Below are 23418 nucleotides of genomic sequence, written 5' to 3'. Positions count from 1 at the left end.
GACACTGTTGTGAAGGCATGATCTCCACCATGGGTGGAAGGCGGAAGACACACGCCACCGATGAGGAGGAGATCCCGTGACCCGCATGGACAGCGTGCGCAGCGCGACCGACAACGCGAGGGAGACCGTGCGGCACGCCGCGGAAGCGGTGGCGCCGAAGGTGGCCCTCGCGGCCGGACAGGCCCGGTCCACGGTGCGCGGGCAGTACGCCGCCCGTGTCGCGCCGCGGCTGGAGCAAGCCCGCGAGACCCTGCCCCCCGCGGTCGACCTGGCCGCCGCCCGGGCGGCCCACCGCACCCGCGAGGCGGCGCGTACGGCGAGCGAGTACGCGGCCCCCCGCGTCGAGGCCGCCCGCGCCGCGGCCGGCCCGGTCCGGGAGGCGGCGGTGGCCCGCTCCACCGCGGCCGTCGCCGCGCTGCGCGGCGAGCTGACCGCCGAGGACATCCGCAAGCTCGCGCGGCGCAAGGCCCGCCGGGCGCGCCGGGGCCGGGCGTTCAAGCGGCTGATGGTGGTCGGTGTCGTCGCCGGCGGCGTGGCGGCCGTCTGGAAGTGGTGGGAGAAGCAGTCCAACCCCGACTGGCTGGTCGAGCCCCCGGCCGCCACCGAGGTCGGCGACGAGGCGTCCGTCATGGAGGACACCGGGTCCACCGAGCCGAAGGCCGGGGCGACGGCCGCTCAGACCGACACCCAGGGCACCTCCTCCGAGGCCGCCCCGTCGGACGAGGATCGCTGACGGCCCCGGCGCCCGCCCTCCGGCCGGCCCCGTCCGCCGCCTTCGCGCGAACCGCCGGAGCGGCACGGCACGCAGCAGGCCCGGTGCCGCGGAATCCTTGGATTCCGCGGCACCGGGCCTGTGTGGTGTGGAGCTTAGGGGAGTCGAACCCCTGACATCTGCCATGCAAAGACAGCGCTCTACCAACTGAGCTAAAGCCCCGCCATGGACCAGAGTACCCAATGCCCCGGGTTGGTTCCGACCGGGTATCGCTCCGCGTGCGCCGCCTCCGTAGGATGCTCGGAAGTTCGCTCCAGCGAAGCGGGCTCGGGGAGACAGGGGAGAGAGCGATGGACGCAGCACAGCAGGAGGCGACCGCCAGGGCGAGGGAACTTCAGAGCCAGTGGTACGGCGAACCGCTGGGCACCCTCTTCCGCCGGCTCATCGACGACCTCGGCCTCAACCAGGCGCGGCTGGCCACGGTGCTCGGCCTCTCGGCTCCCATGCTCTCCCAGCTGATGAGCGGTCAGCGGGCGAAGATCGGCAACCCCGCCGTCGTCCAGCGGGTCCAGGCGCTGCAGGAACTGGCCGCCGAGGTCAGCAAGGGCACCGTCACCGCGGCCGAGGCCACCCAGCGCATGGACGAGATCCGCCGCACCGCGGGCGGCAACGTGCTGGCTTCCTCCACCCATGTCACCCCCTCCGGCGGCCAGGCGACGACCGTCAAGCGCGTCGTACGCGAGATCCAGGCGCTGCTGCGCTCGGTCGCGGACGCGGCCGACATCATCGACGCCTCCGACTCCCTCGCCGAAAGCCACCCGGAGCTGGCAGAGTTCCTGAGGGTGTACGGCGCGGGCAAGACCGCCGACGCGGTCCGGCACTACGAGGCGCACCAGGCCTGAGGACGGCGGCGACCGGCGGCAAACGGCGGGGACAGGGACGAGGCAGGCACAGCGCGATGGGTGAGGTCTTCGCGGGTCGGTACGAACTGGTCGACCCGATCGGACGCGGCGGCGTGGGCGCGGTCTGGCGCACCTGGGACCACCGGCGCAGGCGCTACGTGGCCGCCAAGGTCCTCCAGCAGAGCGACGCGCACACCCTGCTGCGGTTCGTGCGCGAGCAGGCGCTGCGCATCGACCACCCCCACGTACTGGCCCCGACGAGCTGGGCCGCCGACGACGACAAGGTCCTGTTCACCATGGACCTGGTCCGCGGCGGGTCGCTCGCGCACCTCATCGGCGACTACGGCCCCCTGCCCCCGACGTACGTGTGCACGCTGCTCGACCAGCTGCTGTCGGGGCTCTCCGCGGTGCACGCCGAGGACGTGGTGCACCGCGACATCAAGCCCGCCAACATCCTGCTGGAGGCCACCGGCACCGGCCGGCCCCATCTGCGGCTGTCCGACTTCGGCATCTCGATGCGCAAGGGCGAACCACGGCTGACGGAGGCCGACTACGTGGTCGGCACGCCCGGCTACTTCGCCCCCGAGCAGCTGATGGGCGCCGAACCGGACTTCCCCGCCGACCTGTACGCGGTCGGGCTGGTGGCGCTGTATCTGCTGACCGGTCAGAAGCCGGACTCCCAGGCGCTGGTGGAGGCGTACGTGCACGGGGTGCCGCCCGCGCCGCAGGGCCTCCCCGAGCCGCTGTGGCAGGTGCTGGGCACCCTGCTGCACCCCGATCCGGAAGCCCGCTTCCGTACGGCGACGGGCGTACGCAGGGCACTGGCGTCCGCCGCGGAGCTGCTGTCGGCGGACGCCACGGCGGAGCAGGAGGTGGTGGAGGTCTTCGACCAGATCGGTCCGCTGCCGCCGGGGTTCGGACCGGAGGGGCCGGAGAACCGGGAGGACCCCGGGAGCCCGGAGGATCCCGGGAGCCCCGGGCAGGGGCCGGCGGGCGAGGAGGGCCGGGGGGACGACGGCTCCCCGGTGTTCCCGGCGTCCGACACCGGGAGCTTCCACTTCCCCCCGCCCGTGCGGGCGTACGCCCAGGAGCCGCCGCAGGCCCCGCCGTTCCCGGCACCGGCCCGTCCGCCCGCCCACGCACCGGCGCTGGCGCAGGAGACCACGCAGACGTCCCCCGGGGCCCCCGCCCAGCCGTATCCGCAGCCGCACCCGTATCCGGGACCGCCCCTCGCCGGCATGCCGCAGACACCGGTGACACCGGCGACACCGACGCCGCCGACACGGCCCTACACGGCCGCCCAGCCGGCCTCCCCCGCCGGCCCGGCGCCCGCGGGACCGGCGGCAGGGCCCGCGGGCGCGGAACACCGCGCCCCCGCGGCGCACAGGCCGGGGCCGCCCCCGAAGGTGGCGGCCCCGCTGCTGGTGCTCGCCCTGGTCCTCATCGCCGTCGGCGTCTGGGCCCTGACCCAGACGCCATGAACCGGACGACCTGAACCGCACCCGGTCCTCGCTTCCCGGCCCTCAGGCGCGGCCCGGGCTCCGCCGGGCGAGGAGCGTCCACAGGCCCAGCCCCAGGATCAGCGCGGTGCCGGTGCCGATCCCGGCCCAGCCCAGCAGCCGCAGGGTCTCGCCGCTCTCCGCGGCCGACCGGCTCAGCCCCTCGGCCGCGGCCTCGCGATCGTCCTCGGTGACCCCGAAGCCGGCCTCCTCGGCGTTCCCGTCGTACTCGGGACCGGCCTCCGGCTCTCCCACGACGGTGGTGCGCAGTACCACCGGCACCGTGCCGTCGACGGACTCGGCCAGTTTCCCGTTCGCGTGCACCGCGATGTAGTACCAGCCGGCGAAGCGCGTCTCGCCCAGCTCCGTGCTGCCGTCGAAGCGGTTGGCGAAGGCGACGCGCTGACCGTCCAGCAGGTACGCGGCGGGCTTGTCGGGCCGGTAGCCCACGCCGTCGGTGCCGATCCGCCCGCGGGCGGTGTTGTAGAGGTCCACCCGGAAGGCGCCGCTGACGTACGGGGCGTTGTCGCCCCTGGCCCTGGCCGTGCCGAACTCCACCCGGGTGTACAGCCGCTGGCCCCAGTCGAGCGGCACCTTGTAGAAGCGGGTCTCGCCGGGCCGCAGCCGGTCGCTCCAGTTGCCCTCGCCCATGCCGGGCGCGTCGTTGAAGCCGGTGCCGCCCTCGATGGGCCTGGTCTCCCCCTTCGGCGCCCCCGGCGGGCTCGGTGTCGCGGCGTCGGATGCGGCCTCGGACGGGCCGCCGGACGCCTGCTTCCGCAGCCCCGGCTCCCGCATGAAGGAGATCTCCAGGGGCCAGCGGCCGGCGTCGGCCGTCTCGTCGCTGTCCCGCTCCACGGAGAAGTGGTAGACGCCGGGCTCCTGGCAGTGTCCGTCCTTCCTGATCATGCGCCCGGCGAGGTCGGCGATCGGCCGGGCCGAGTCGTCGGAGCCGAAACTCACGTCACCGTCGCCGCAGTTGACGCCGTCCGCCGACTCCAGGACGACCTCGATGCCGTCCATGCTCTTGACCCGGCTGCCCGGTTCGGGCAGGGCGGTCGCCGAGATCCAGGCGTTGGACTCGCCGTCCAGCGTGACGCTGTAGTACCTCCGCTCGCCCGGCCCGATGTCGTCCGTGTAGAAGCCCGGCTCGATGGCCGGCCCGTGGGCGCTGCTCTCCTGGCCCTCGACGCGCTGGGCGCCCGGTGCCGTCTCGTACGCGGGCAGGTCCTCCGGTCCGGCCGACGGTGCGGCCGCGGCGGCTCCCGGCAGTGCCGCGACCGCGCACAGCGCCGCCGCGGCGGCCAGTGAGCCCCTCATCGTGCGTTCCACCCGCCCCATCACCACGCGCCACCCTCCGTCGTGCCGTCCGCCGCCCTGTCGGCGCCGCCGCCCTTCGCCGCTCCCGCACGCGCCGCCGCGCGCCCGCGCGCCCGCGTGTACACGGCCGCCAGCGCGATCGCCAGCAGCGTCGCCACCCCGGCCGCCGCGGCGACGGCCGGACCGGACCATCCTGCACCGCCGGGGCCCGAGCCGTCCCGGGCGGCCCCCGCTTCCTCCCGGCCGGCCCCTCCGTCCCGCTCCCCGTCCCGCTCGCGCACGGCGGGTGCGCCGTGCTCGGGTCCGGCCTTCTCCTCGCCGATCACCGCCACGCGCAGTACGAAGCCGACGGCCACGTTCTCGGCGAGTTCGGCGGCGTCCGGGTCGAGGCCGACGCCGATGTGGTACTCGCCCGCGCGCCGCACCGGCACCGCACGGGTCGCGCTCTCCCAGCGGTTGGTCCACGCCACCGGCACCGTGCCGTTGGACACCGCCGCCGGCTCGCCGCGGTAGAGGGCGCCGGTGCCGAACTCGCCGGCGGACTGGACGGGCACCCGGGTGGGGCCGTACACCTCGGTGCTCACGCGCGTCAGCTTCCCGGCCGGGCCGTCGACGGTCGGCTCGTTGCCGAACTCCACGTCGTAGCGGAGCTGCTGACCCCAGCCGACCCTCACCCGGTACCAGCGGGTCTGTGCGGGGATCAGCTCGTCGCGCCACACGCCGGGGCCGATGCCGCGTGCGTCGTTGAAGCCGGTGCCGCCCTCGATGTCGCGCGGCGGATCGGTGGGCAGGGGCGCGGCCTTGCCGCCCGCGCCGTAGTCGGGTTCGGAGTGCGCCGGCACCGTGCCCTTCGCGAGGGGCTTCTCGGTGGCGAGGAGCAGCTCGATGGGCCAGCGGCCCCGGTCGGACTCCGCCTGGGAGCGCCGCTCGACCGTCAGCAGGTAGCGGCCGGCCCCGTCGCAGGCGCGGTCGCCGTCGGCCGACGGGATCCGGCTGACGGCGGCGGTGATCGGCATGGCTCCGGCGCTCCGGCCGAAGTACCGCCAGGTGCTGCCGCACTGCGGCCGGTACTTCTCGTCCCGGACCAGGGTGAGCCGGAGGCCGTCCATGGAGGCGGCCGGCACCCCGGGCTGGGGCACGGCCGTCACGGCGAGGTCGTCGGCGGCGGAGTCGGCGGGGCCGCCCAGCTCCGCGGCGTACCAGCGCTTCTCCCCGGGGCCGATGGTGTCCGTGTACTGGCCGGGGGCGATCAGGGGGGCGTCGCCTGCCGTCCGGCCGCCGGTGACCCGCTCGCCCTCCATGCGGTAGCCGTCGGCGGACAGCCGCGAGGCGCGCTGGAGTTGGCGGGCCAGTGCCTCCGCGTCGGGCGCGTCGTAGTACGAGCCGTGACCGGCCCGGGCGATGCACTCCAGCTGCTCGCGGGCCTTCCCGTCCACCTGGAAGCCGATGGCGTCGATCCGCAGCGTTCCCGGGGACTCCGCGGAGGACCCCCGCCCGCCGAGTTCCCCGGCGACCTCGCACGGGTCGGGGGTGCCGCAGGTGTCCTCGCCGTCGGAGACCAGCAGGATCGTGCGGCGGCCCCAGGAGCCCTCGGGAACCTCGGGCAGGTCCTCGGCCGCTCTGCGCAGCGCCAGGCCGATGGGGGTGTCGCCCCTGGGCTCCACCTCGGCGACGGCGCGTTTGACCGCGGCGCGGTCCAGCGGTTCCACCGGCCGTACCAGGCGGGTGTCGGTGCATCCCCGCGCCCGGTCGGCGCCGTAGACCCGCAGACCGGTGGGGTGGCCGTCGGGGAGCGCGTCGACGACCGTGCCCACGGCGCGGCGGGCGGACTCGATACGGGTGCTGCCCGAGCCGTCGTCCTCGGCCATCGAGCCGGAGGAGTCCAGCACCATCACCAGCGATCCGTTGTCTTCCGCAATCGTCCGCGGTGCCGCGGGAGCCGCGGCGGCGAGCGGTGCCGCGATCAGGGCGAGAAGTGCCCCGCCGCTCAACACCGCGGTCATACGGCGGTGGAATGCTGCCATGTGCCTTGTCCCCCTCGGGCGCGCCTCTCCGTGGCTTTGCGGAAGCATCGTATGTATTTGCTAAAGCGCATATCAAGGCGGTTGCCGTCACGGTCCGGCAACACGCTCCCCGGCCGGGCGCGCGGGAACGGCGAAGCCCCGGCCGGTGACCGGCCGGGGCTTCGCGCGAAGTACTGGTTGCTCTCAGACGCCCGAACCTGCGGGCACGGAGTCGGTCGCCTCCGTCCACAGATCCTGCTCGGCGCGGTCCGCCTGGATCTGGCGGTACACGAGGAGCCCGCCGACGGCGGCCAGTGCGATCAGGAGAAGCTTCTTCACCGCGCTACCTCGTCCTTCTAGACGTTGGGACCTACTGGCGCCCGATGATACCCAAGCGGGCGTCCCGGCAGAGCGACCGACCCGGGCGGCCGGCACCCGCCGGCCCGCCGTCACCGCAGGTCCCACCGGTTTCCACCGGTCCCGGGGGCGGGCACGCCCCGCCGGCTCCCCGCGTCGGCGGGACCGCAACGCCGAACGCCCGGCCCCTCGGGGAGGGTCCGGGCGTTCGATCCGCCGTGTGGGGCTAACAGGACTTGAACCTGTGGCCTCTTCCTTATCAGGGAAGCGCTCTAACCGTCTGAGCTATAGCCCCGCGCTGCACCGAAAGATTAGCGCACTTCAGCCGCTCGCCAAAATCGCGTCGGTCCGCGGCCGCTCCGGTGCGGCATCCGGGATGCTCCCGGGGTCACTCGTCCTCCGCGAGGGTCACCTCGACGCCGCCGACGAGGCCGGCCGACATGTTGTAGATGAACGCCCCCAGCGTGGCCAGGGCCGTCATCAGCACCACGTCGATCACGGCGATGATCGACGTGAAGGTCACCACACGGGGCAGGGACAGGAAGCCCTGGAGGTCGAAGCCCCCGCCTCCGTCCGTGGCGGTCGCCTCGCTGACCGTCCCGCCGACGGCCGCGAACACCCCCATGGCGTCCATGACCATCCACAGCACGGCCACCGCGATGACGGTGCAGATGCCCAGGGCTATCGACAGCAGGAAGCCGACCTTCATCACCGACCACGGGTCGACCTTGGCCACCCTCAGCCGCGCCTTGCGCGTCCTGGGGACCGTACGGGCTCCGGTGCGCGGACGTCGCATGACGTCCTGCCGGAGGTCGCCCCGCTCGTCCTGGGCGGCCCGCGGCTGCGGGGTGCCGCCCGGCGGGGGCGGCGGGTACGCCTGCGGTGGCTGGTGCGGCTGCGGCGCGCCCGCGTGCTGCTGGGCCTGCGGCTGCGGTTGCGGGTGGGCACTGGTCACGGTTGTTCCCCCACGGTGGGATTCGCCCTGTCGTCGAGCGTCGTCAGCGGCCGGTCCACGGGCGCCGCCGTCATCGTCGCCGCCCCTGGCGGCGCCCGCGGTTCCACTCACGGTCTGTCTACTCCTCGTTCTCCGAAGCCGCCTCGGCGGCCGTCTCCGGGGAAGACGCCTGTGCGGGCTCCTCGGTGCCGTCCCCGGCGCCGATTTCCGCATCGACCTCCTCGGCCTCGCGGCCGGCCTCGGCATTGCGTGCGATGCCGACCACGGCGTCGCGCTTGCCGAGGTTGATCAACTGGACGCCCATCGTGTCACGTCCGGTTTCCCTGACCTCGGCGACCCGCGTACGGATCACGCCGCCGCCGAGGGTGATGGCGAGGATCTCGTCCGTCTCCTCGACCACCAGGGCCCCCACCAGCGAACCGCGGTCCTCCACGATCTTGGCCGCCTTGATGCCCAGACCGCCACGGCCCTGCACGCGGTACTCGTCCACGGCCGTGCGCTTCGCGTACCCGCCATCGGTGGCGGTGAAAACGAACGTACCGGCTCGCACCACGTTCATCGAGAGCAGTTCGTCCCCTTCGCGGAAACTCATGCCCTTCACACCGGATGTGGCACGCCCCATCGGGCGCAGCGCGTCGTCGGTGGCGGTGAACCGGATCGACTGCGCCTTCCTGCTGATCAGCAGCAGGTCGTCGTCGGGCGAGACCAGCTCCGCGCCGATCAGCTCGTCCTCGCCGCCGCCCTCCAGCTCCCGGAGGTTGATGGCGATGACGCCGCCGGAGCGGGGTGAGTCGTAGTCCTTCAGCGGCGTCTTCTTCACCAGGCCCGACTTGGTGGCCAGCACCAGGTACGGCGCGGCCTCGTAGTCCCGGATCGCCAGGATCCGGGCGATCGTCTCGTCCGGCTGGAACGCCAGCAGGTTCGCCACGTGCTGGCCGCGCGCGTCCCGCCCGGCGTCCGGCAGCTCGTACGCCTTCGCCCGGTAGACGCGGCCCTTGTTGGTGAAGAACAGCAGCCAGTTGTGGGTGGTGGTGACGAAGAAGTGGTCGACGATGTCGTCTTCCTTGAGCTTCGTGCCGCGCACACCCTTGCCGCCGCGCTTCTGCGAGCGGTAGTCGTCGGTCTTCGTGCGCTTGACGTAGCCGCCGCGCGTGATGGTGACGACGATGTCCTCCTCGGCGATCAGGTCCTCGATGGACATGTCGCCCTCGAAGGGGACCAGCTTGCTGCGCCGGTCGTCGCCGTACTTGTCGACGATCGCGGCCAGTTCCTCGCCGATGATCCGCCGCTGCCGCTCGGGCGAGGCCAGGATCGCGTTGTACTCGTCGATCTTCGACTGGAGCTCGTCGTGCTCGGCGGTGATCTTCTGCCGCTCCAGGGCGGCCAGGCGGCGCAGCTGCATCTCCAGGATCGCGTTCGCCTGGATCTCGTCGATGGCCAGCAGCTCCATCAGGCCCCCGCGCGCCACCTCGACGGTGTTGCTGCGCCGGATCAGGGCGATGACCTCGTCGATCGCGTCCAGCGCCTTGAGCAGGCCGCGCAGGATGTGGGCGCGCTCCTCGGCCTTGCGCAGCCGGTAGCGGGTGCGGCGGACGATGACGTCGACCTGATGGGTGACCCAGTTGCGGATGAAGGCGTCCAGCGACAGCGTGCGCGGCACCCCGTCGACCAGGGCCAGCATGTTGGCGCCGAAGTTGGTCTGCAGATCGGTGTGCTTGTACAGGTTGTTCAGCACAACCTTGGCGACCGCGTCCCGCTTGAGGACGATCACCAGCCGCTGGCCGGTGCGCGAGGACGTCTCGTCGCGGACGTCCGCGATGCCGGCGACCCTGCCGTCCTTCACCAGCTCGGCGATCTTCAGCGCCAGGTTGTCCGGGTTGACCTGGTAGGGCAGTTCGGTGACGACCAGGCACTGGCGGCCCTGGATCTCCTCCACCTCGACCACCGCGCGCATCGTGATCGAGCCGCGGCCGGTGCGGTACGCCTCCTCGATGCCCTTGCGGCCCACCACCAGCGCGCCGGAGGGGAAGTCCGGGCCCTTGATCCGCTCCAGCAGCGCATCGAGCAGTTCCTCGCCCGTGGCCTCGGGGTGCTCCAGGTACCACTGGGCACCGGCGGCCACCTCGCGCAGGTTGTGCGGGGGGATGTTGGTGGCCATGCCGACCGCGATGCCCGCCGAGCCGTTGACCAGCAGGTTGGGGATGCGCGACGGCAGGACGGTCGGCTCCTGGTTGCGGCCGTCGTAGTTGTCCTGGAAGTCGACGGTCTCCTCGTCGATGTCCCGGAGCATCTCCATGGCCAGCGGCGCCATCTTGCACTCGGTGTAGCGCATGGCCGCCGCCGGGTCGTTGCCCGGCGAGCCGAAGTTGCCGTTGGAGTCGACCAGCGGCATCCGCATCGACCACGGCTGGGCCAGCCGGACCAGGGCGTCGTAGATGGAGGTGTCGCCGTGCGGGTGGTAGGTGCCCATCACGTCGCCGACGACGCGGGCGCACTTGTAGAAGCCCTTCTCGGGCCGGTAGCCGCCGTCGTACATGGCGTACAGCACCCGGCGGTGCACCGGCTTGAGTCCGTCGCGCACGTCCGGCAGCGCACGCGAGACGATCACGCTCATCGCGTAGTCGAGGTACGAGCGCTGCATCTCGGTCTCGAGGCTGACCGGCTCCACCCGGAGTCCGGCGCTCTCGTCGACCACGGGGGTGCCCGGAGGCGGCGCCAGGGGACCGGGGGCGGCGTCGCCCTCGATCGGGGCAGGGGTGGTCTCGTCGGCCATTACTGGTCAATCCCTTCGTTGAGCGGCGTACGGCCGACTCAGATGTCGAGGAAGCGGACGTCCTTGGCGTTGCGCTGGATGAACGAGCGCCGCGCCTCCACGTCCTCGCCCATCAGGATCGAGAACAGGTCGTCGGCGGCGGCCGCGTCGTCCAGCGTCACCTGGCGCAGCACCCGGTGGGCCTGGTCCATGGTGGTGACGCGCAGTTCCTCGGCGTTCATCTCGCCCAGACCCTTGAACCGCTGGACCGAGTCGTCCCTGATGCGCTTGCCCTGCTCGCGGCCCAGGCGGATCAGGCTGTCGCGCTCGCGGTCGGAGTACGCGTACTCGAACTCGTCGCGCGACCACTTGATCTTGTAGAGCGGCGGCTGGGACAGGTAGACGTGGCCGGCCTCGACCAGCGGCCGCATGAAGCGGAACAGCAGCGTCAGCAGCAGGGTGTTGATGTGCTGGCCGTCGACGTCGGCGTCGGCCATCAGGATGATCTTGTGGTAGCGGAGCTTGGCGATGTCGAAGTCCTCGTGGATCCCGGTGCCGAAGGCCGAGATCAGCGCCTGGACCTCCTGGTTCTGCAGGACCTTGTCGATCCGCGCCTTCTCCACGTTCAGGATCTTGCCGCGGATCGGCAGGATGGCCTGGTACTGCGGATTGCGGCCGGACTTGGCGCTGCCGCCCGCGGAGTCGCCCTCTACGATGAAGATCTCGCACTTGGCCGGGTCGTTGGACTGGCAGTCGCTCAGCTTGCCCGGCAGCGAAGCCGTCTCCAGCAGGCCCTTGCGGCGGGTGAGGTCCCTCGCCTTGCGGGCCGCCACGCGCGCGGTGGCCGCCTGGATGCCCTTGCGGATGATGTCGGCGGCCTCGTTGGGGTTGCGGTCCAGCCAGTCGCCGAAGTGCTCGTGGACGATCTTCTGGACGAAGGTCTTGGCCTCGGTGTTGCCCAGCTTCGTCTTCGTCTGGCCCTCGAACTGCGGCTCGCCCAGCTTCACCGAGATGATCGCCGTCAGACCCTCGCGGATGTCCTCGCCCGTGAGGTTGTCGTCCTTCTCGCGCAGCAGCTTCTTGTCGCGGGCGTAGCGGTTGACCAGACCGGTCAGCGCGGCCCGGAAGCCCTCCTCGTGGGTGCCGCCCTCATGGGTGTGGATGGTGTTCGCGAAGCTGTAGACACCCTCGGTGTACTGGGTGTTCCACTGCATCGCGATCTCCACCGAGATCTTGCGCTCCTTGTCCTCCGCCTCGATGTCGATCACCGAGGGGTGGACGGGCTCGCCCTTGCGGGAGTTGAGGTGGCGGACGAAGTCCGAGATGCCGCCCTCGTAGTGGTAGCGGACGTGGCGCGGCTTGTCGTCCTCGGAGGTGTCCGCGGTGTCGGCGCCGGCCGTCTGCTTGGCCGCCGCCCGCTCGTCGGTCAGGGTGATCGTCAGACCGCGGTTGAGGAAGGCCATCTCCTGGAAGCGCCGCGAGAGCGTCTCGAAGGAGTAGTCGGTGGTGTCGAAGATGTCGCCGTCGGCCCAGAACGAGACCGTCGTACCGGTCTCGTCGGTGGCCTCGTGCCGCTGGAGGGGAGCGGTGGGCACGCCCATCTTGTAGTCCTGCGTCCAGCGGTAGCCGTCGGTCTTCACCTCGACCGAGACCTTGGTGGACAGCGCGTTGACCACCGAGACGCCCACACCGTGCAGACCGCCGGAGACCGCGTAGCCGCCGCCGCCGAACTTGCCGCCCGCGTGCAGCACCGTCAGCACGACCTCGACGGCCGGCTTGCCCTCGGAGGGCACGATGCCCACCGGGATGCCACGGCCGTTGTCCACGACCCGGACGCCGCCGTCGGCCAGCAGCGTCACGTCGATGGTGTCCGCGTGGCCGGCCAGCGCCTCGTCGACGGAGTTGTCCACCACCTCCTGCACGAGGTGGTGGAGGCCGCGCTCACCGGTGGAACCGATGTACATGCCGGGCCGCTTGCGGACCGCGTCCAGGCCCTCCAGGACCGTGATCGCACTGGCGTCGTACGACGGCTCACCGCCACCGGCTCCGGAGACGGGCGGGGTCGCGGACGGGACAGGGGACTCCCCGCCGGAAACGGGGATGGTTTCGTTGGAGTTGCCGGAATCGGCCACGAAGCGCCCTTTCTGGCACAGCACAAGCCTTCCCCTGCGACCGGAGGGAAGAGCCCGGGAGACCTCCCGGAGACCCTGTCCGCACGGCAGGAGCGGCTGCGTCGTTCGACATGTTCCGCAGTAAGGCGGGTGTGTCTCCAGTCTACCGGTACCACTGACATCGATGGGGGTTTGCCGGTACCTGGGGCCGCATGTGCCGCCCTGAACCGGCATCCGCCGACTCCCCATATGCGGACCGGCCCCCCAGGACGCTCACGACGGCCCTCAGCGCCTCGGCATGTCAATGGACCGTCACTGTGAGCGCACTCACGGAACGAGATGTTCCACCCCTCTTCCCGAACCGGGGATCCGGGCCGGTCAGAGGCCTGTCCACGGGCCCGGAACGGTCCCGTCAGCCGTAGGTGTCCCCCGGTCCCCGGCTGCCCGGCGCACGCAGCGGACCGTGCCGGGTGTCCGGCGCCTCCGGCCCCCGCACCCTGATCGACTTCACCGTCCCCTGCCCGAGATCGGCGTTCAGCCGCGCCACGAGCTGCGGAGCCAGCAGCCGCACCTGCGTCGCCCACGCCGTCGAGTCGCAGCGCACCGACAGCACCCGCGCCTGCTCGTCGTAGGACTGCGGTACGCAGTGCCGCGCCAGCTCCGGACCCACCAACTCCGGCCAGCGGCCCATCACACCGCCGACCGCCATCGGCATCTCCCAGCCGCGCTCGGTCTTCAGCCGCTCGATCGCCGCCCCCAGCGGCAGCGGATCGCGGCCGTCCCGCCGCGCCCCCGACCGCAGACCGCCTTCGGTGCGCGCCTGCCGCTTCTGCCGCGCCGCACCGCCGCGCGCCCGCGCCTGCTCCCGGGCCGCCCGCAGCGCCACCCTGGCCAGATCGACGCCCGACGGCTCGGCCGCCGGCCCCGGAATCCGCACCTCCGCGGAACCCGCCGGTCCGTCCGGAAGATCCTCCCGCCTCACAGCCGGGTCACCTCCCCACCGCCGACCGCGTACCGCGCCCCCGCCAGCAGCTCGGGGACGTCCTCCTCCACCGCCGCCGTCACCAGCACCTGCTCACCGTGCGCCACCAGCTCCGCCAGCCGCTCCCGCCGCCTGGCGTCCAGCTCGGCGAAGACGTCGTCGAGGACCAGCACCGGCTCGTTGCCCTCGCCGCGCAGCAGGTCGTACGACGCCAGCCGCAGCGCCAGCGCATACGACCACGACTCCCCGTGGCTCGCGTACCCCTTGGCCGGCAACTCCCCCAGCCTCAGCACGAGATCGTCACGGTGCGGACCCACCAGCGTCACGCCGCGCTCGATCTCCTGGCGGCGTGCCCGGGACAGCTCGGTCAGCAGTCCCTCGTACAGCTCCTCGCGCGTACCGCCCTCCACCGGCGAGCGGTACTCCAGCACCACCGGCCCGCCGCCCGGGGCCAGCCGCTCGTACGCCTTGTCCGCCAGCGGACCCAGCGCCGCCACCAGCGACATCCGGTGCGCCAGCAACTCCGCCCCGGCACGGGCCAGATGCTGGTCCCACACATCCAGGGTGGACAGCGCCCCGCCGCCGGAGCCCCCGCCGTGCCGGCGTGCCATCGCCGCCGTCTTCAGCAGGGTGTTGCGCTGCCTGAGCACCCGGTCGTAGTCCGACCGCACCCCCGCCATCCGCGGCGAGCGCGCCGTCACCAGTTCGTCCAGGAAACGGCGGCGCTCCCCGGGGTCGCCCTTCACCAGCGCCAGGTCCTCCGGGGCGAACAGCACCGTGCGCACGATGCCCAGCACATCCCTCGGCCTGACCTGCGAGGAGCGGTTGATCCGCGCCCGGTTGGCCCGCCCCGGGTTCAGCTCCAGCTCCACCAGCTGCTGCCGCTCCCCCTGCCGCACCACCGCCCGCACCACCGCGCGGTCGGCGCCCTGCCGCACCAGCGGCGCGTCGGACGAGACCCGGTGGCTGCCCAGCGTCGCGAGATAGCCGACCGCCTCGACGAGATTGGTCTTGCCCTGGCCGTTCGGACCGACGAAAGCGCTGACGCCCGGATCGAGCGGAACCTCGATCCGGGCGTAGGACCGGAAGTCGGCCAGCGACAGATGCGTGACGTGCATCGGATCCGCTTCGGGGCCGGTCAGCCGCCGACGGGCGGGTCGACGTCCGCGCCCGGCGCGTCGGCGCCCTTCTCGGCGCCGGCCGCGGCGGTCACCGCGTGGCCGCCGAACTGGTTGCGCAGCGCGGCGATCATCTTCATCTGGGGGGAGTCGTCCTGGCGCGAGGAGAAGCGGGCGAACAGCGACGCGGTGATCGCGGGCAGCGGCACGGCGTGGTCGATCGCCGCCTCCACCGTCCACCGGCCCTCGCCGGAGTCGGCCGCGTAGCCGCGCAGCGCTCCCAGGTGCTCGTCGTCGTCCAGCGCGCGGACGGCCAGGTCCAGCAGCCAGGAGCGGATGACGGTGCCCTCCTGCCAGGAGCGGAAGACCTCGCGGACGTCGGTGACGGCCTCGGCCGCCTCCAGCAGCTCCCAGCCCTCGGCGAAGGCCTGCATCATCGCGTACTCGATGCCGTTGTGGACCATCTTCGCGAAGTGGCCCGCGCCCACCCGGCCGGCGTGCACGGAGCCGAACTCGCCCTCCGGCTTGAGGGCGTCGAAGACCGGCTGCACCTTCGCGACGTGCTCGGCGTCACCGCCGTACATCAGCGCGTAGCCGTTCTCCAGGCCCCACACACCGCCGGAGACGCCGCAGTCCACGAAGCCGATGCCCTTGGCCGCCAGCTCCTCCGCGTGCCGCTCGTCGTCCGTCCAGCGGGAGTTCCCGCCGTCCACGACCACGTCGCCGGGGGAGAGCAGCTCGCCCAGCGCGTCGATGGTCGACTGCGTCGGGCCGCCGGCCGGGACCATGACCCACACCACCCGCGGAGCCTTCAGCGAGTCCACGAGCTCCTCGAGGCTGTGGACGTCGGCGAGATCCGGGTTGCGGTCGAATCCGACGACGGTGTGGCCTGCGCGGCGGATGCGCTCGCGCATGTTGCCGCCCATCTTGCCGAGACCGACGAGACCGAGCTCCATCAGGGGGCCTTTCTTCGGTGTCCTGGTGTTGCGTACCCGGGTACGAGCCTACGACGGAGGGGGTGGCGCACAACTGCGGGCACACTCCGCTCGTATGCGCGCGGACGGAGCCCTGAAACCGCCCCGGCGACCCCGGCCCGGCGGCCGCACCGGCACACCGCGGTCCGTGAGGGGCGACCCTCGCACACCCGGCCGGGAGCCGCGGACCCTCCCGTTCCCCGGCCTCAGCCCGACAGCCGCACCGGCATGATCAGGTACTTGTACGCCTCGTCCGCCTCCGCGTCCGTCGCCGGCTTGCCGCTCAGCAGGGCGGGCTTGGTCGAGGTGGTGAAGGAAAGCTGCGCGACCGGGGCGTCGATGGCGCTCAGGCCCTCCAGCAGGAAACCGGGGTTGAAGGCGATCGAGATGTCGTCGCCCTCCAGCTGTGCGTCCACCCGCTCCACAGCCTGTGCGTCGTCGCTGGATCCCGCCTCCAGGATCAGGACGCCCTGCTCGAAGGTGAGCCGCACCGGGGTGTTCCGCTCGGCCACCAGGGAGACGCGCTTGACCGCCTCCACGAAGGGGGCCGTCTCGATCACCGCGATCGAGTTGAACTCCGTCGGGAAGAGCGTGCGGTACTTCGGCAGGTCGCCCTCGAGCAGCCGTGTCGTGGTCCGCCGTCCGTTGCCCTCGAAGCCGATCAGGCCCTCGCCCGCGCCGGAGCCCGACAGCGCCAGCGTCACGTTGTCACCGCCGCTGAGGGACTTCGCCGTGTCCAGCAGCGTCTTGGCCGGGACCAGGGCCACCGCGGAGGCGTCCGGCGTCTCCGGCTTCCACAGGAACTCGCGGACCGCGAAGCGGTAGCGGTCGGTGGACGCCAGGGTGACCGTGTCGCCCTCGATCTCGATCCGCACGCCGGTCAGTACCGGCAGGGTGTCGTCGCGTCCGGCCGCGATGGCGACCTGGGCCGCGGCGGCGGCGAAGACCTCGCCGGGGACCGTGCCGGTCGCGCCCGGCATCTGGGGAAGCGCCGGGTACTCCTCCACAGGCAGTGTGTGGAGTGTGAACCGCGAGGATCCGCAGACGACGCTCACCCGTACACCGTCTGTGGAAATCTCCACCGGGCGGTTGGGGAGGGCCCGCGAGATGTCGGCCAGCAGGCGGCCGGAGACGAGGACCGTCCCGTCCTCCTCCACGTCGGCCTCCACCGAGACCCGCGCCGAGACCTCGTAGTCGAAACCGGACAGGCTCAGCGAGCCCTCCTCGGCCTTCAGCAGCAGTCCCGCGAGGACCGGCACCGGGGGCCGGGCCGGCAGGCTGCGGGCGGCCCAGGCCACCGCCTCCGCGAGGACGTCGCGCTCCACCCGGATCTTCACTTAAGCCGCCTCCCGCTGTTGCTGGCTGCTCGCCTTGCTGGTCTTCGTCGTCGGCTTGTCGCCGGGGACCAGTCTGACGCACCCGGCTGACAGCCGGGGCGGGTCGGGGTCAAGTCGACGGGAGGGACGCGGAGCGCGGTCGGGCCGAGTTGTGCACAGGGCCCGTTTCCGATCGAAGTCCGCTCTTTATCTCCGTGGTCGTAGTAGTAGGGCCTGTGGAAACCGGGGATAACTCGATCCACGCAGGTCAGGCCGGAAGTTTTGTCCACCGCCCCTGTGGGTGGGGACGTGGACGGAGAGGGGGCTCCTGTGGACGCCGGAAAGTTCTGCACATCCCGTGCACAGCGGTCCGGGACTTCTCCCCAGGGCCGCCCACAGTTTTACCCACCTTCTCAACAGCCCAACCCAGCCCCTCCGTGTGACGCCTTTCACACGGACCGGTGACATCGCGCGCCATGTTGTCGAACAGTGGACAGCCCTGTGGAGAAGCTGGTGAAAGCTGTGCACAACGCGGCCGGGGCTGTGGGCGGGCGGTGGACAATCCGATCTGCCGCTTGTGGGCGGAATCACCGTCCACAGCCTGTGGAAAACTTCTGACCACAGATCCCCAGGCACCTGACCAGGTCCATTCGATCATCATGCGGTGTGCCTGTGGACGCTATCGGGACAACCCGGTGGTCCCCAGAGTGTGGACGGAAGAAAGTCGGTGAATCTGTGGATCACTCTTCTTCCGGGCTGGGGATTCGAACAGCGAGAAGCCCCCGGGAGCCGTCTCCCGGGGGCTTCTCGCCGTCCGTGCGTCCTGCTGTGGGCCTGCCTGCGGCTTGTGCGGTCGGCGTGGCCTGCGCGACCGGTGCCGGGGGCGCGGTGCCCGGCCGGCGCCGGCCGCACAGGCGTCAGGCGTTCTTGATGCGGTTGGTCAGCTCGGTGACCTGGTTGTAGATGGACCGCCGCTCGGCCATCAGCGCGCGGATCTTGCGGTCGGCGTGCATGACGGTGGTGTGGTCCCGGCCGCCGAACTGGGCACCGATCTTCGGCAGCGACAGATCGGTCAGCTCGCGGCACAGGTACATGGCGATCTGCCGGGCGGTGACCAGGACGCGGCTGCGCGAGGAGCCGCACAGGTCGTCCACCGTCAGCCCGAAGTAGTCGGCCGTCGACGCCATGATGTTGGCCGCGGTGATCTCCGGGGCGGCGTCCTCGCCGCCGGGGATGAGGTCCTTGAGGACGATCTCCGTCAGGCCCAGGTCGACCGGCTGCCGGTTGAGGCTGGCGAAGGCCGTGACCCGGATCAGCGCGCCCTCCAGCTCGCGGATGTTGCGCGAGATCCGCGAGGCGATGAACTCCAGCACCTCCGGCGGGGCGTTCAGCTGCTCCTGGACGGCCTTCTTCCGCAGGATCGCGATGCGCGTCTCCAGCTCCGGCGGCTGGACGTCGGTGATCAGCCCCCACTCGAAGCGGTTGCGCAGCCGGTCCTCCAGGGTGACCAGCTGCTTGGGCGGCCGGTCGGAGGAGAGCACGATCTGCTTGTTGGCGTTGTGGAGGGTGTTGAAGGTGTGGAAGAACTCCTCCTGGGTGGACTCCTTGCTCGCCAGGAACTGGATGTCGTCGACCAGCAGGATGTCCATGTCGCGGTAGCGCTTGCGGAACGCGTCCGCCTTGCCGTCGCGGATGGAGTTGATGAACTCGTTGGTGAACTCCTCCGAGCTCACGTACCGCACCCGGGTGCCCGGATAGAGGCTGCGGGCGTAGTGCCCGATGGCGTGCAGCAGATGCGTCTTGCCCAGACCGGACTCGCCGTAGATGAACAGCGGGTTGTACGCCTTGGCCGGCGCCTCGGCCACGGCCACCGCCGCGGCGTGCGCGAAGCGGTTGGAGGCGCCGATGACGAAGGTGTCGAAGAGGTACTTCGGGTTCAGCCGGGCCGTCGGCTCGCCGGGACCGGTCGCGGGCGCGGGCTGCGCGGCGAGCGGGCCGGGGGCGCCGCTGGGCGCGGGCAGGTGCTGGGGGTCGGGGCGGCCGGTGCCCCGGGCGCCGTCATAGCGCGGCACCGGCGGCTGGTCGTAGGGGGAGGCGCGGTGCCGCCCGTCGTAGGAGGGCGGCTCGTACGACGGGCTCTGCGACTGGTACGGGTCGCGCGGCGGCTGCCAGGCGTCGGGGTCCTGGGGGCGGGGCCAGGCACCCGGCTGGTGCTGCTGGGGGGCGTGCGGATAGTCCGGGTACGCGGGCCGTGCGCTGGGCAGCTCGAGCTCCTGCTGCCGGTCCTCGTGCTGGGGGCCACCGTGCTGGGGGCCGTGCTGCCGGGCGTGCCGGCCGCCGTGCTGCGGAGCGTCGTAATGCGGTTCGTCGAAGTGCAGCGGCGGCTGCTGGTGCGGTGCCGGCCGGCGGTGCTGCGGCGGCTCCGGGGAGGCCGGCGGAGCGGGAGGCGCCGGGGCCTGGGGCTCGGGGACCGGCCCCGTGACGGTGATCGCGAGGCGGATCGGCTGCTGGCACTCGCGGCTGAGCGCGTCGGTGATCAGCGGGGAGAGCCGTCCCTCCAGTACGCCCTTCGCGTACTCGTTGGGCACGCCGAGCAGCGCGGTGCCGGAGACCAGCACCAGGGGCTGGCAGTCTTTGAGCCACCGCTGGTCCTTGGCCTCCACTCCCTGGCCGTCGGCGAGGAGGTGTTCCAGCACGCGTGGCCACACTGCGGCAAGATCGGCAGGTAGGTCAGCCACAGGGCACGCTCTCTCACTCACTCGCTGGATGGGTTCGTTCGGGCTTCGACAGTCCCACCCATGTGTGGTGCTTGGGACGGTCGGGAGGAAACGGAAGTTCGGCCACGGTAGTCAGCGCGGCGTGCGTGGTTCAAGTCGTTGTCCACAGGCTGTGTACAGAACCCCCCGGCCGGCCCTGGTTTGACCTGATGGTGCGGGCGCGCGTACCGTAACCAGGTCGAGTTGTCGATGGCTGCTGCCGCCTGCCTCCGATGGGCAAGATCCTGGTGATCATAGAAGCGGTGCACTCGGGCGTTGCGAGCTACTCGTGGGCGCACGGTGACAGCCAGTCGGCGCCCCACACGTCTCACACGAGACACAAGCATTCCTGGAGCCCCGAGTGAGCAAGCGCACCTTCCAGCCGAACAACCGCCGTCGTGCGAAGACCCACGGTTTCCGGCTGCGCATGCGGACCCGTGCCGGCCGCGCGATCCTCGCGTCCCGCCGCAGCAAGGGCCGCGCCCGTCTGTCGGCCTGACCGACCCGGTAAGTCAGACCGCGGATCCGTGACGTGCTGCCCACCGAGAACCGGCTGAGGCGGCGCGAGGATTTCGCGGCCGCGGTACGCCGAGGACGCCGGGCCGGACGCCCGTTCCTCGTCGTCCATCTGCGCAGGGCGTCGCCCCGGAGCGAATCCGGGGAACGTACGGACCCGCACGCCGCCGAGGGAGTCGTTCCCCCGGCGCGTGCGGGTTTCGTCGTGAGCAAGGCAGTGGGCAACGCGGTGGTTCGCAACCTTGTGAAGCGGCGACTGCGTCATCTGGTCCGGGAGAGGCTTGACGTTCTGCCGCCCGGTAGCCTGATGGTCATACGGGCGCTGCCCGGTGCGGGCGAGGCGGACCACGACAGGCTGGCCCGCGATCTGGACACCGCACTGCAGCGGCTGCTTGGAGGCCCGTCGTGAAATACCCGCTGCTGTGGTTGATCAAGTTGTACCAGTGGACCATCAGCCCGCTGCTCGGCCCGGTGTGCCGGTACTACCCGTCGTGTTCGCACTACGGCTACGAAGCCATCCGACGGCACGGCGCGGTGAAGGGGACGGCGCTGACCGCCTGGCGCATTCTGCGCTGCAATCCGTGGTCGCCCGGTGGGGTCGACCACGTTCCCGCCCGGAAGCATCCGGTCTGGCACCAGCGGATGCGTGACCGCTGGCAGCACCGGTCCCAGTCCAATGCCCAAGGAGCCTGACTCGTGGACACGATCGACACGATCCTCGGTCCTCTCTATACCGCTGTTTCCTGGATCATCGTCCAGTTCCACAAGCTGTACAGCCTCGCGTTCGACGAGGACAGCGGTTGGGCCTGGGGTCTGTCCATCGTCTCGCTGGTGATCGTGATCCGCATCGCCCTGATCCCGCTCTTCGTGAAGCAGATCAAGGCGACGCGGAACATGCAGGCGATCCAGCCGAAGATGAAGGCGATCCAGGAGCGTTACAAGAACGACCGGCAGCGCCAGTCGGAAGAGATGATGAAGCTGTACAAGGAGACGGGCACCAACCCGCTCTCCAGCTGCCTTCCGATTCTCGCGCAGTCGCCGTTCTTCCTGGCGCTCTACCAGGTGCTGAACAAGATCGCGAACAACCAGGCGGTCGGCGTCATGGACGCCGGGCTGGTGGACAGCGCCCGTAACGCGAGCATCTTCGGTGCCCCGATCGCGGCCCGGTTCATGGACAGCGCCGAGAAGGTCGAGGCGCTGAGCGCCACGCTGACCGACGTGCGTGTGGTCACGGTCATCATGATCCTGCTGATGTCGGCGTCGCAGTTCTACACGCAGCGCCAGCTGATGACCAAGAACGTCGACCTGACGGTGAAGACGCCGTTCATGCAGCAGCAGAAGATGCTGATGTACGTCTTCCCGATCATCTTCGCCGTCTTCGGCATCAACTTCCCCGTCGGTGTCCTCGTCTACTGGCTGACCACCAACGTGTGGACCCTCGGGCAGCAGATGTACATCATCAAGCGCAACCCGACGCCGGGATCGCTGGCCTACAAGCAGCGTCAGGAGAAGCTGCGGGCGAAGGGCAAGCTCAAGGAGGACCCGGCGGAGGTCGAGGCCAAGAAGGCCGTCGAGGCCGCCCGTGCCAACCGCCAGCAGCCCAAGCGCATGACCAAGGCGCAGCGCCAGGCCGCCGCGGCCCAGGCGGAGGCGGATGCCAAGGCGAAGAAGGCGGCCGGGCAGAAGACCTCGCTGAGCAAGGAGGCCTCCGAGGACTCCCCGTCGGCGCGGCCCGGGCAGCAGTCCAAGAAGAAGCCCGGGCAGCGCAAGGGCTCGCAGCGTCCCAAGCACCCGTCCAAGAAGTAAGGAGTCCACTCGTGACGGACACGACCGCAGAGGGCACCGACACCCTGACCCGCCTTGAGCAGGAGGGTGAGATCGCGGCCGACTATCTCGAGGGGCTCCTCGACATCGCGGACCTCGACGGTGACATCGACATGGACGTCGAGGGCGACCGTGCCGCCGTGTCGATCATCAGCGACGGTGACAGCCGGGACCTGCAGAAGCTCGTCGGCCGGGACGGCGAGGTGCTGGAGGCCCTGCAGGAGCTGACGCGGCTCGCGGTGCACCGCGAGACCGGTGACCGCAGCCGGCTGATGCTGGACATCGCCGGTTACCGGGCCCGCAAGCGCGAGGAGCTGTCGGCACTGGGCACCAAGGCCGCCAAGGAGGTGCAGCGCACCGGCGAGCCGGTGAAGCTGAAGCCGATGACGCCTTTCGAACGCAAGGTGGTGCATGACGCGGTGGCCGCGGCGGGGCTGCGCAGCGAGTCCGAGGGCGAGGAGCCGCAGCGCTGCGTGGTCGTGCTGCCGTGACGGACGACGTGTCGTCGCCCCTTCCTCCCGCGCCCGAGGTGGCGCGGGAGGTTTTCGGTGACCGCTTCGACGATGCCGTCCGGTACGCCGAACTGCTGGCGGAGATCGGGGTCAAGCGCGGGTTGATCGGACCGCGCGAGGTGCCCCGACTGTGGGAGCGCCATCTGCTGAACTGCGCGGTGCTCTCCGAGGTCGTGCCCGACGGAGTGACGGTCTGCGACGTCGGCTCCGGTGCCGGCCTGCCGGGTGTTCCGCTCGCGCTGGTCCGGCAGGACCTGAAGATCACGCTGCTGGAGCCGCTGCTGCGGCGTACGACCTTCCTCCAGGAGATCGTCGAGCTGCTGGGGCTGGACCATGTGTCGGTGGTGCGGGGCCGGGCCGAGGAGGTTCTGGGCTCGCTCCCTCCGGTGCATGTGGTGACGGCCCGGGCCGTGGCTCCACTGGACAGGCTCGCCGGCTGGGGCGTACCGCTGCTGAGGCCGTACGGCGAGATGCTGGCCCTCAAGGGGGACACGGCCGAGGAGGAGCTGAAGGCGGCGCGGTCCGCGCTTCAGAAGCTCGGCGCGGTGGACTCCTCGGTGCTCCGTATCGGTGCGGGCCTGGTGGAGCCGGCGGCCACTGTGGTCCGTGTCGAGGTCGGTGAGAGTCCGGGCGGGGTGCGCTTCGCGGCCAAGAGGGCGAAGGCCGCCAGGGCGGGACGGTCGCGGAGCGCGCGCCGCCGACGGTGATTCCCGGAGACCGGCAGTGCCTCCTATGAGGAGTTCCGTTACTCCGTAGAGTCGCCAAAGACAGACCATGCGGAGTGTCGTCACGGTCGGGGGCGGGCGTGGATG

20 protein-coding genes and 2 tRNA genes are annotated in these 23418 nt (G+C 71.4%); 9 read left to right on the top strand and 13 right to left on the bottom strand.

Annotated elements, in window-relative coordinates:
- Window positions 1-85: 85 nt before the first annotated feature.
- Window positions 86-733, top strand: a complete 648-nt coding sequence (locus QPK52_RS12880) for a DUF5324 family protein (protein ID WP_410540316.1) — start codon at window positions 86-88, stop codon at window positions 731-733.
- A 128-nt stretch (window positions 734-861) separates the two neighbouring features.
- Here the strand turns inward: QPK52_RS12880 and QPK52_RS12875 are convergent.
- A tRNA-Ala gene (locus tag QPK52_RS12875) sits at window positions 862-934 on the bottom strand.
- A 128-nt stretch (window positions 935-1062) separates the two neighbouring features.
- Between QPK52_RS12875 and QPK52_RS12870 the strand changes: the two genes are divergently transcribed.
- Complete coding sequence (locus QPK52_RS12870; RefSeq protein ID WP_410537607.1) at window positions 1063-1614, top strand: helix-turn-helix domain-containing protein; 552 nt, start codon at window positions 1063-1065, stop codon at window positions 1612-1614.
- Between the two features lie 56 nt (window positions 1615-1670).
- On the top strand, window positions 1671-3095 hold the full coding sequence (locus QPK52_RS12865; protein WP_410537606.1) for a serine/threonine-protein kinase: 1425 nt from the start codon (window positions 1671-1673) through the stop codon (window positions 3093-3095).
- A gap of 42 nt (window positions 3096-3137) precedes the next feature.
- Here the strand turns inward: QPK52_RS12865 and QPK52_RS12860 are convergent, their stop codons facing one another.
- The 12 genes from QPK52_RS12860 to dnaA all read right to left on the bottom strand — a co-directional run bounded on the left by QPK52_RS12860 (window position 3138) and on the right by dnaA (window position 19736).
- Window positions 3138-4430 carry a hypothetical protein gene (locus QPK52_RS12860; protein WP_410537605.1) on the bottom strand — a complete coding sequence of 431 codons (1293 nt, stop codon included), beginning with the start codon at window positions 4428-4430 and terminating at the stop codon, window positions 3138-3140.
- 20 nt (window positions 4431-4450) lie between these two features.
- On the bottom strand, window positions 4451-6454 hold the full coding sequence (locus tag QPK52_RS12855) for a vWA domain-containing protein (RefSeq protein ID WP_410537604.1): 2004 nt from the start codon (window positions 6452-6454) through the stop codon (window positions 4451-4453).
- Window positions 6455-6637: 183 nt separating this feature from the next.
- Window positions 6638-6772: a DLW-39 family protein gene (locus tag QPK52_RS12850; RefSeq protein WP_217655894.1), complete on the bottom strand. Its 135-nt coding sequence runs from the start codon at window positions 6770-6772 to the stop codon at window positions 6638-6640.
- 239 nt (window positions 6773-7011) lie between these two features.
- Window positions 7012-7085 (bottom strand) — tRNA-Ile (locus QPK52_RS12845).
- A 93-nt stretch (window positions 7086-7178) separates the two neighbouring features.
- On the bottom strand, window positions 7179-7856 hold the full coding sequence (locus tag QPK52_RS12840; RefSeq protein WP_410537603.1) for a DUF3566 domain-containing protein: 678 nt from the start codon (window positions 7854-7856) through the stop codon (window positions 7179-7181).
- A 7-nt stretch (window positions 7857-7863) separates the two neighbouring features.
- Window positions 7864-10518, bottom strand: coding sequence for a DNA gyrase subunit A (gene gyrA / locus QPK52_RS12835; RefSeq protein WP_410537602.1), 2655 nt, complete (start codon window positions 10516-10518; stop codon window positions 7864-7866).
- A 38-nt stretch (window positions 10519-10556) separates the two neighbouring features.
- Window positions 10557-12653, bottom strand: a complete 2097-nt coding sequence (gene gyrB, locus QPK52_RS12830) for a DNA topoisomerase (ATP-hydrolyzing) subunit B (RefSeq protein ID WP_093657117.1) — start codon at window positions 12651-12653, stop codon at window positions 10557-10559.
- A gap of 367 nt (window positions 12654-13020) precedes the next feature.
- Window positions 13021-13545: a DUF721 domain-containing protein gene (locus tag QPK52_RS12825; protein WP_410537601.1), complete on the bottom strand. Its 525-nt coding sequence runs from the start codon at window positions 13543-13545 to the stop codon at window positions 13021-13023.
- Between the two features lie 41 nt (window positions 13546-13586).
- Window positions 13587-14708: a DNA replication/repair protein RecF gene (recF, locus tag QPK52_RS12820; RefSeq protein WP_410537599.1), complete on the bottom strand. Its 1122-nt coding sequence runs from the start codon at window positions 14706-14708 to the stop codon at window positions 13587-13589.
- A gap of 20 nt (window positions 14709-14728) precedes the next feature.
- Window positions 14729-15664 (bottom strand): phosphogluconate dehydrogenase (NAD(+)-dependent, decarboxylating), encoded by a 936-nt coding sequence (gnd, locus tag QPK52_RS12815; RefSeq protein WP_410537598.1) that lies wholly within the window; start codon window positions 15662-15664, stop codon window positions 14729-14731.
- 224 nt (window positions 15665-15888) lie between these two features.
- Entirely contained in the window at window positions 15889-17019 is a 1131-nt protein-coding gene (dnaN, locus tag QPK52_RS12810) for a DNA polymerase III subunit beta (protein WP_410537597.1), read from the bottom strand.
- 896 nt (window positions 17020-17915) lie between these two features.
- On the bottom strand, window positions 17916-19736 hold the full coding sequence (dnaA, locus tag QPK52_RS12805) for a chromosomal replication initiator protein DnaA (RefSeq protein ID WP_410537596.1): 1821 nt from the start codon (window positions 19734-19736) through the stop codon (window positions 17916-17918).
- Window positions 19737-20115: 379 nt separating this feature from the next.
- Here dnaA and rpmH point away from each other — a divergent pair, with 379 nt between their 5' ends.
- The 6 genes from rpmH to rsmG are packed head-to-tail and all read left to right on the top strand — an operon-like array spanning window position 20116 to window position 23313.
- Window positions 20116-20253, top strand: a complete 138-nt coding sequence (rpmH, locus tag QPK52_RS12800; RefSeq protein WP_003956500.1) for a 50S ribosomal protein L34 — start codon at window positions 20116-20118, stop codon at window positions 20251-20253.
- Between the two features lie 33 nt (window positions 20254-20286).
- Window positions 20287-20679 carry a ribonuclease P protein component gene (gene rnpA / locus QPK52_RS12795; protein ID WP_410537594.1) on the top strand — a complete coding sequence of 131 codons (393 nt, stop codon included), beginning with the start codon at window positions 20287-20289 and terminating at the stop codon, window positions 20677-20679.
- Window positions 20676-20963, top strand: coding sequence for a membrane protein insertion efficiency factor YidD (yidD, locus tag QPK52_RS12790; RefSeq protein WP_093657129.1), 288 nt, complete (start codon window positions 20676-20678; stop codon window positions 20961-20963). Before rnpA ends, yidD begins: the two co-directional genes overlap by 4 nt.
- A 12-nt stretch (window positions 20964-20975) precedes the next feature.
- Window positions 20976-22076, top strand: coding sequence for a membrane protein insertase YidC (gene yidC / locus QPK52_RS12785; RefSeq protein WP_410540314.1), 1101 nt, complete (start codon window positions 20976-20978; stop codon window positions 22074-22076).
- Window positions 22077-22087: 11 nt separating this feature from the next.
- Window positions 22088-22585, top strand: a complete 498-nt coding sequence (locus QPK52_RS12780) for a protein jag (RefSeq protein WP_093657131.1) — start codon at window positions 22088-22090, stop codon at window positions 22583-22585.
- On the top strand, window positions 22582-23313 hold the full coding sequence (rsmG, locus tag QPK52_RS12775) for a 16S rRNA (guanine(527)-N(7))-methyltransferase RsmG (protein ID WP_410537593.1): 732 nt from the start codon (window positions 22582-22584) through the stop codon (window positions 23311-23313). Before QPK52_RS12780 ends, rsmG begins: the two co-directional genes overlap by 4 nt.
- The last annotated feature ends 105 nt before the right edge of the window (window positions 23314-23418 follow it).

It is taken from the genome of Streptomyces sp. KL2 (genome assembly GCF_046529545.1).
Lineage (GTDB): Bacteria > Actinomycetota > Actinomycetes > Streptomycetales > Streptomycetaceae > Streptomyces > Streptomyces radiopugnans.
The sequence above is the reverse complement of the archived record's forward strand: the minus strand, read 5'-3'. Positions and strand labels throughout refer to the sequence as shown.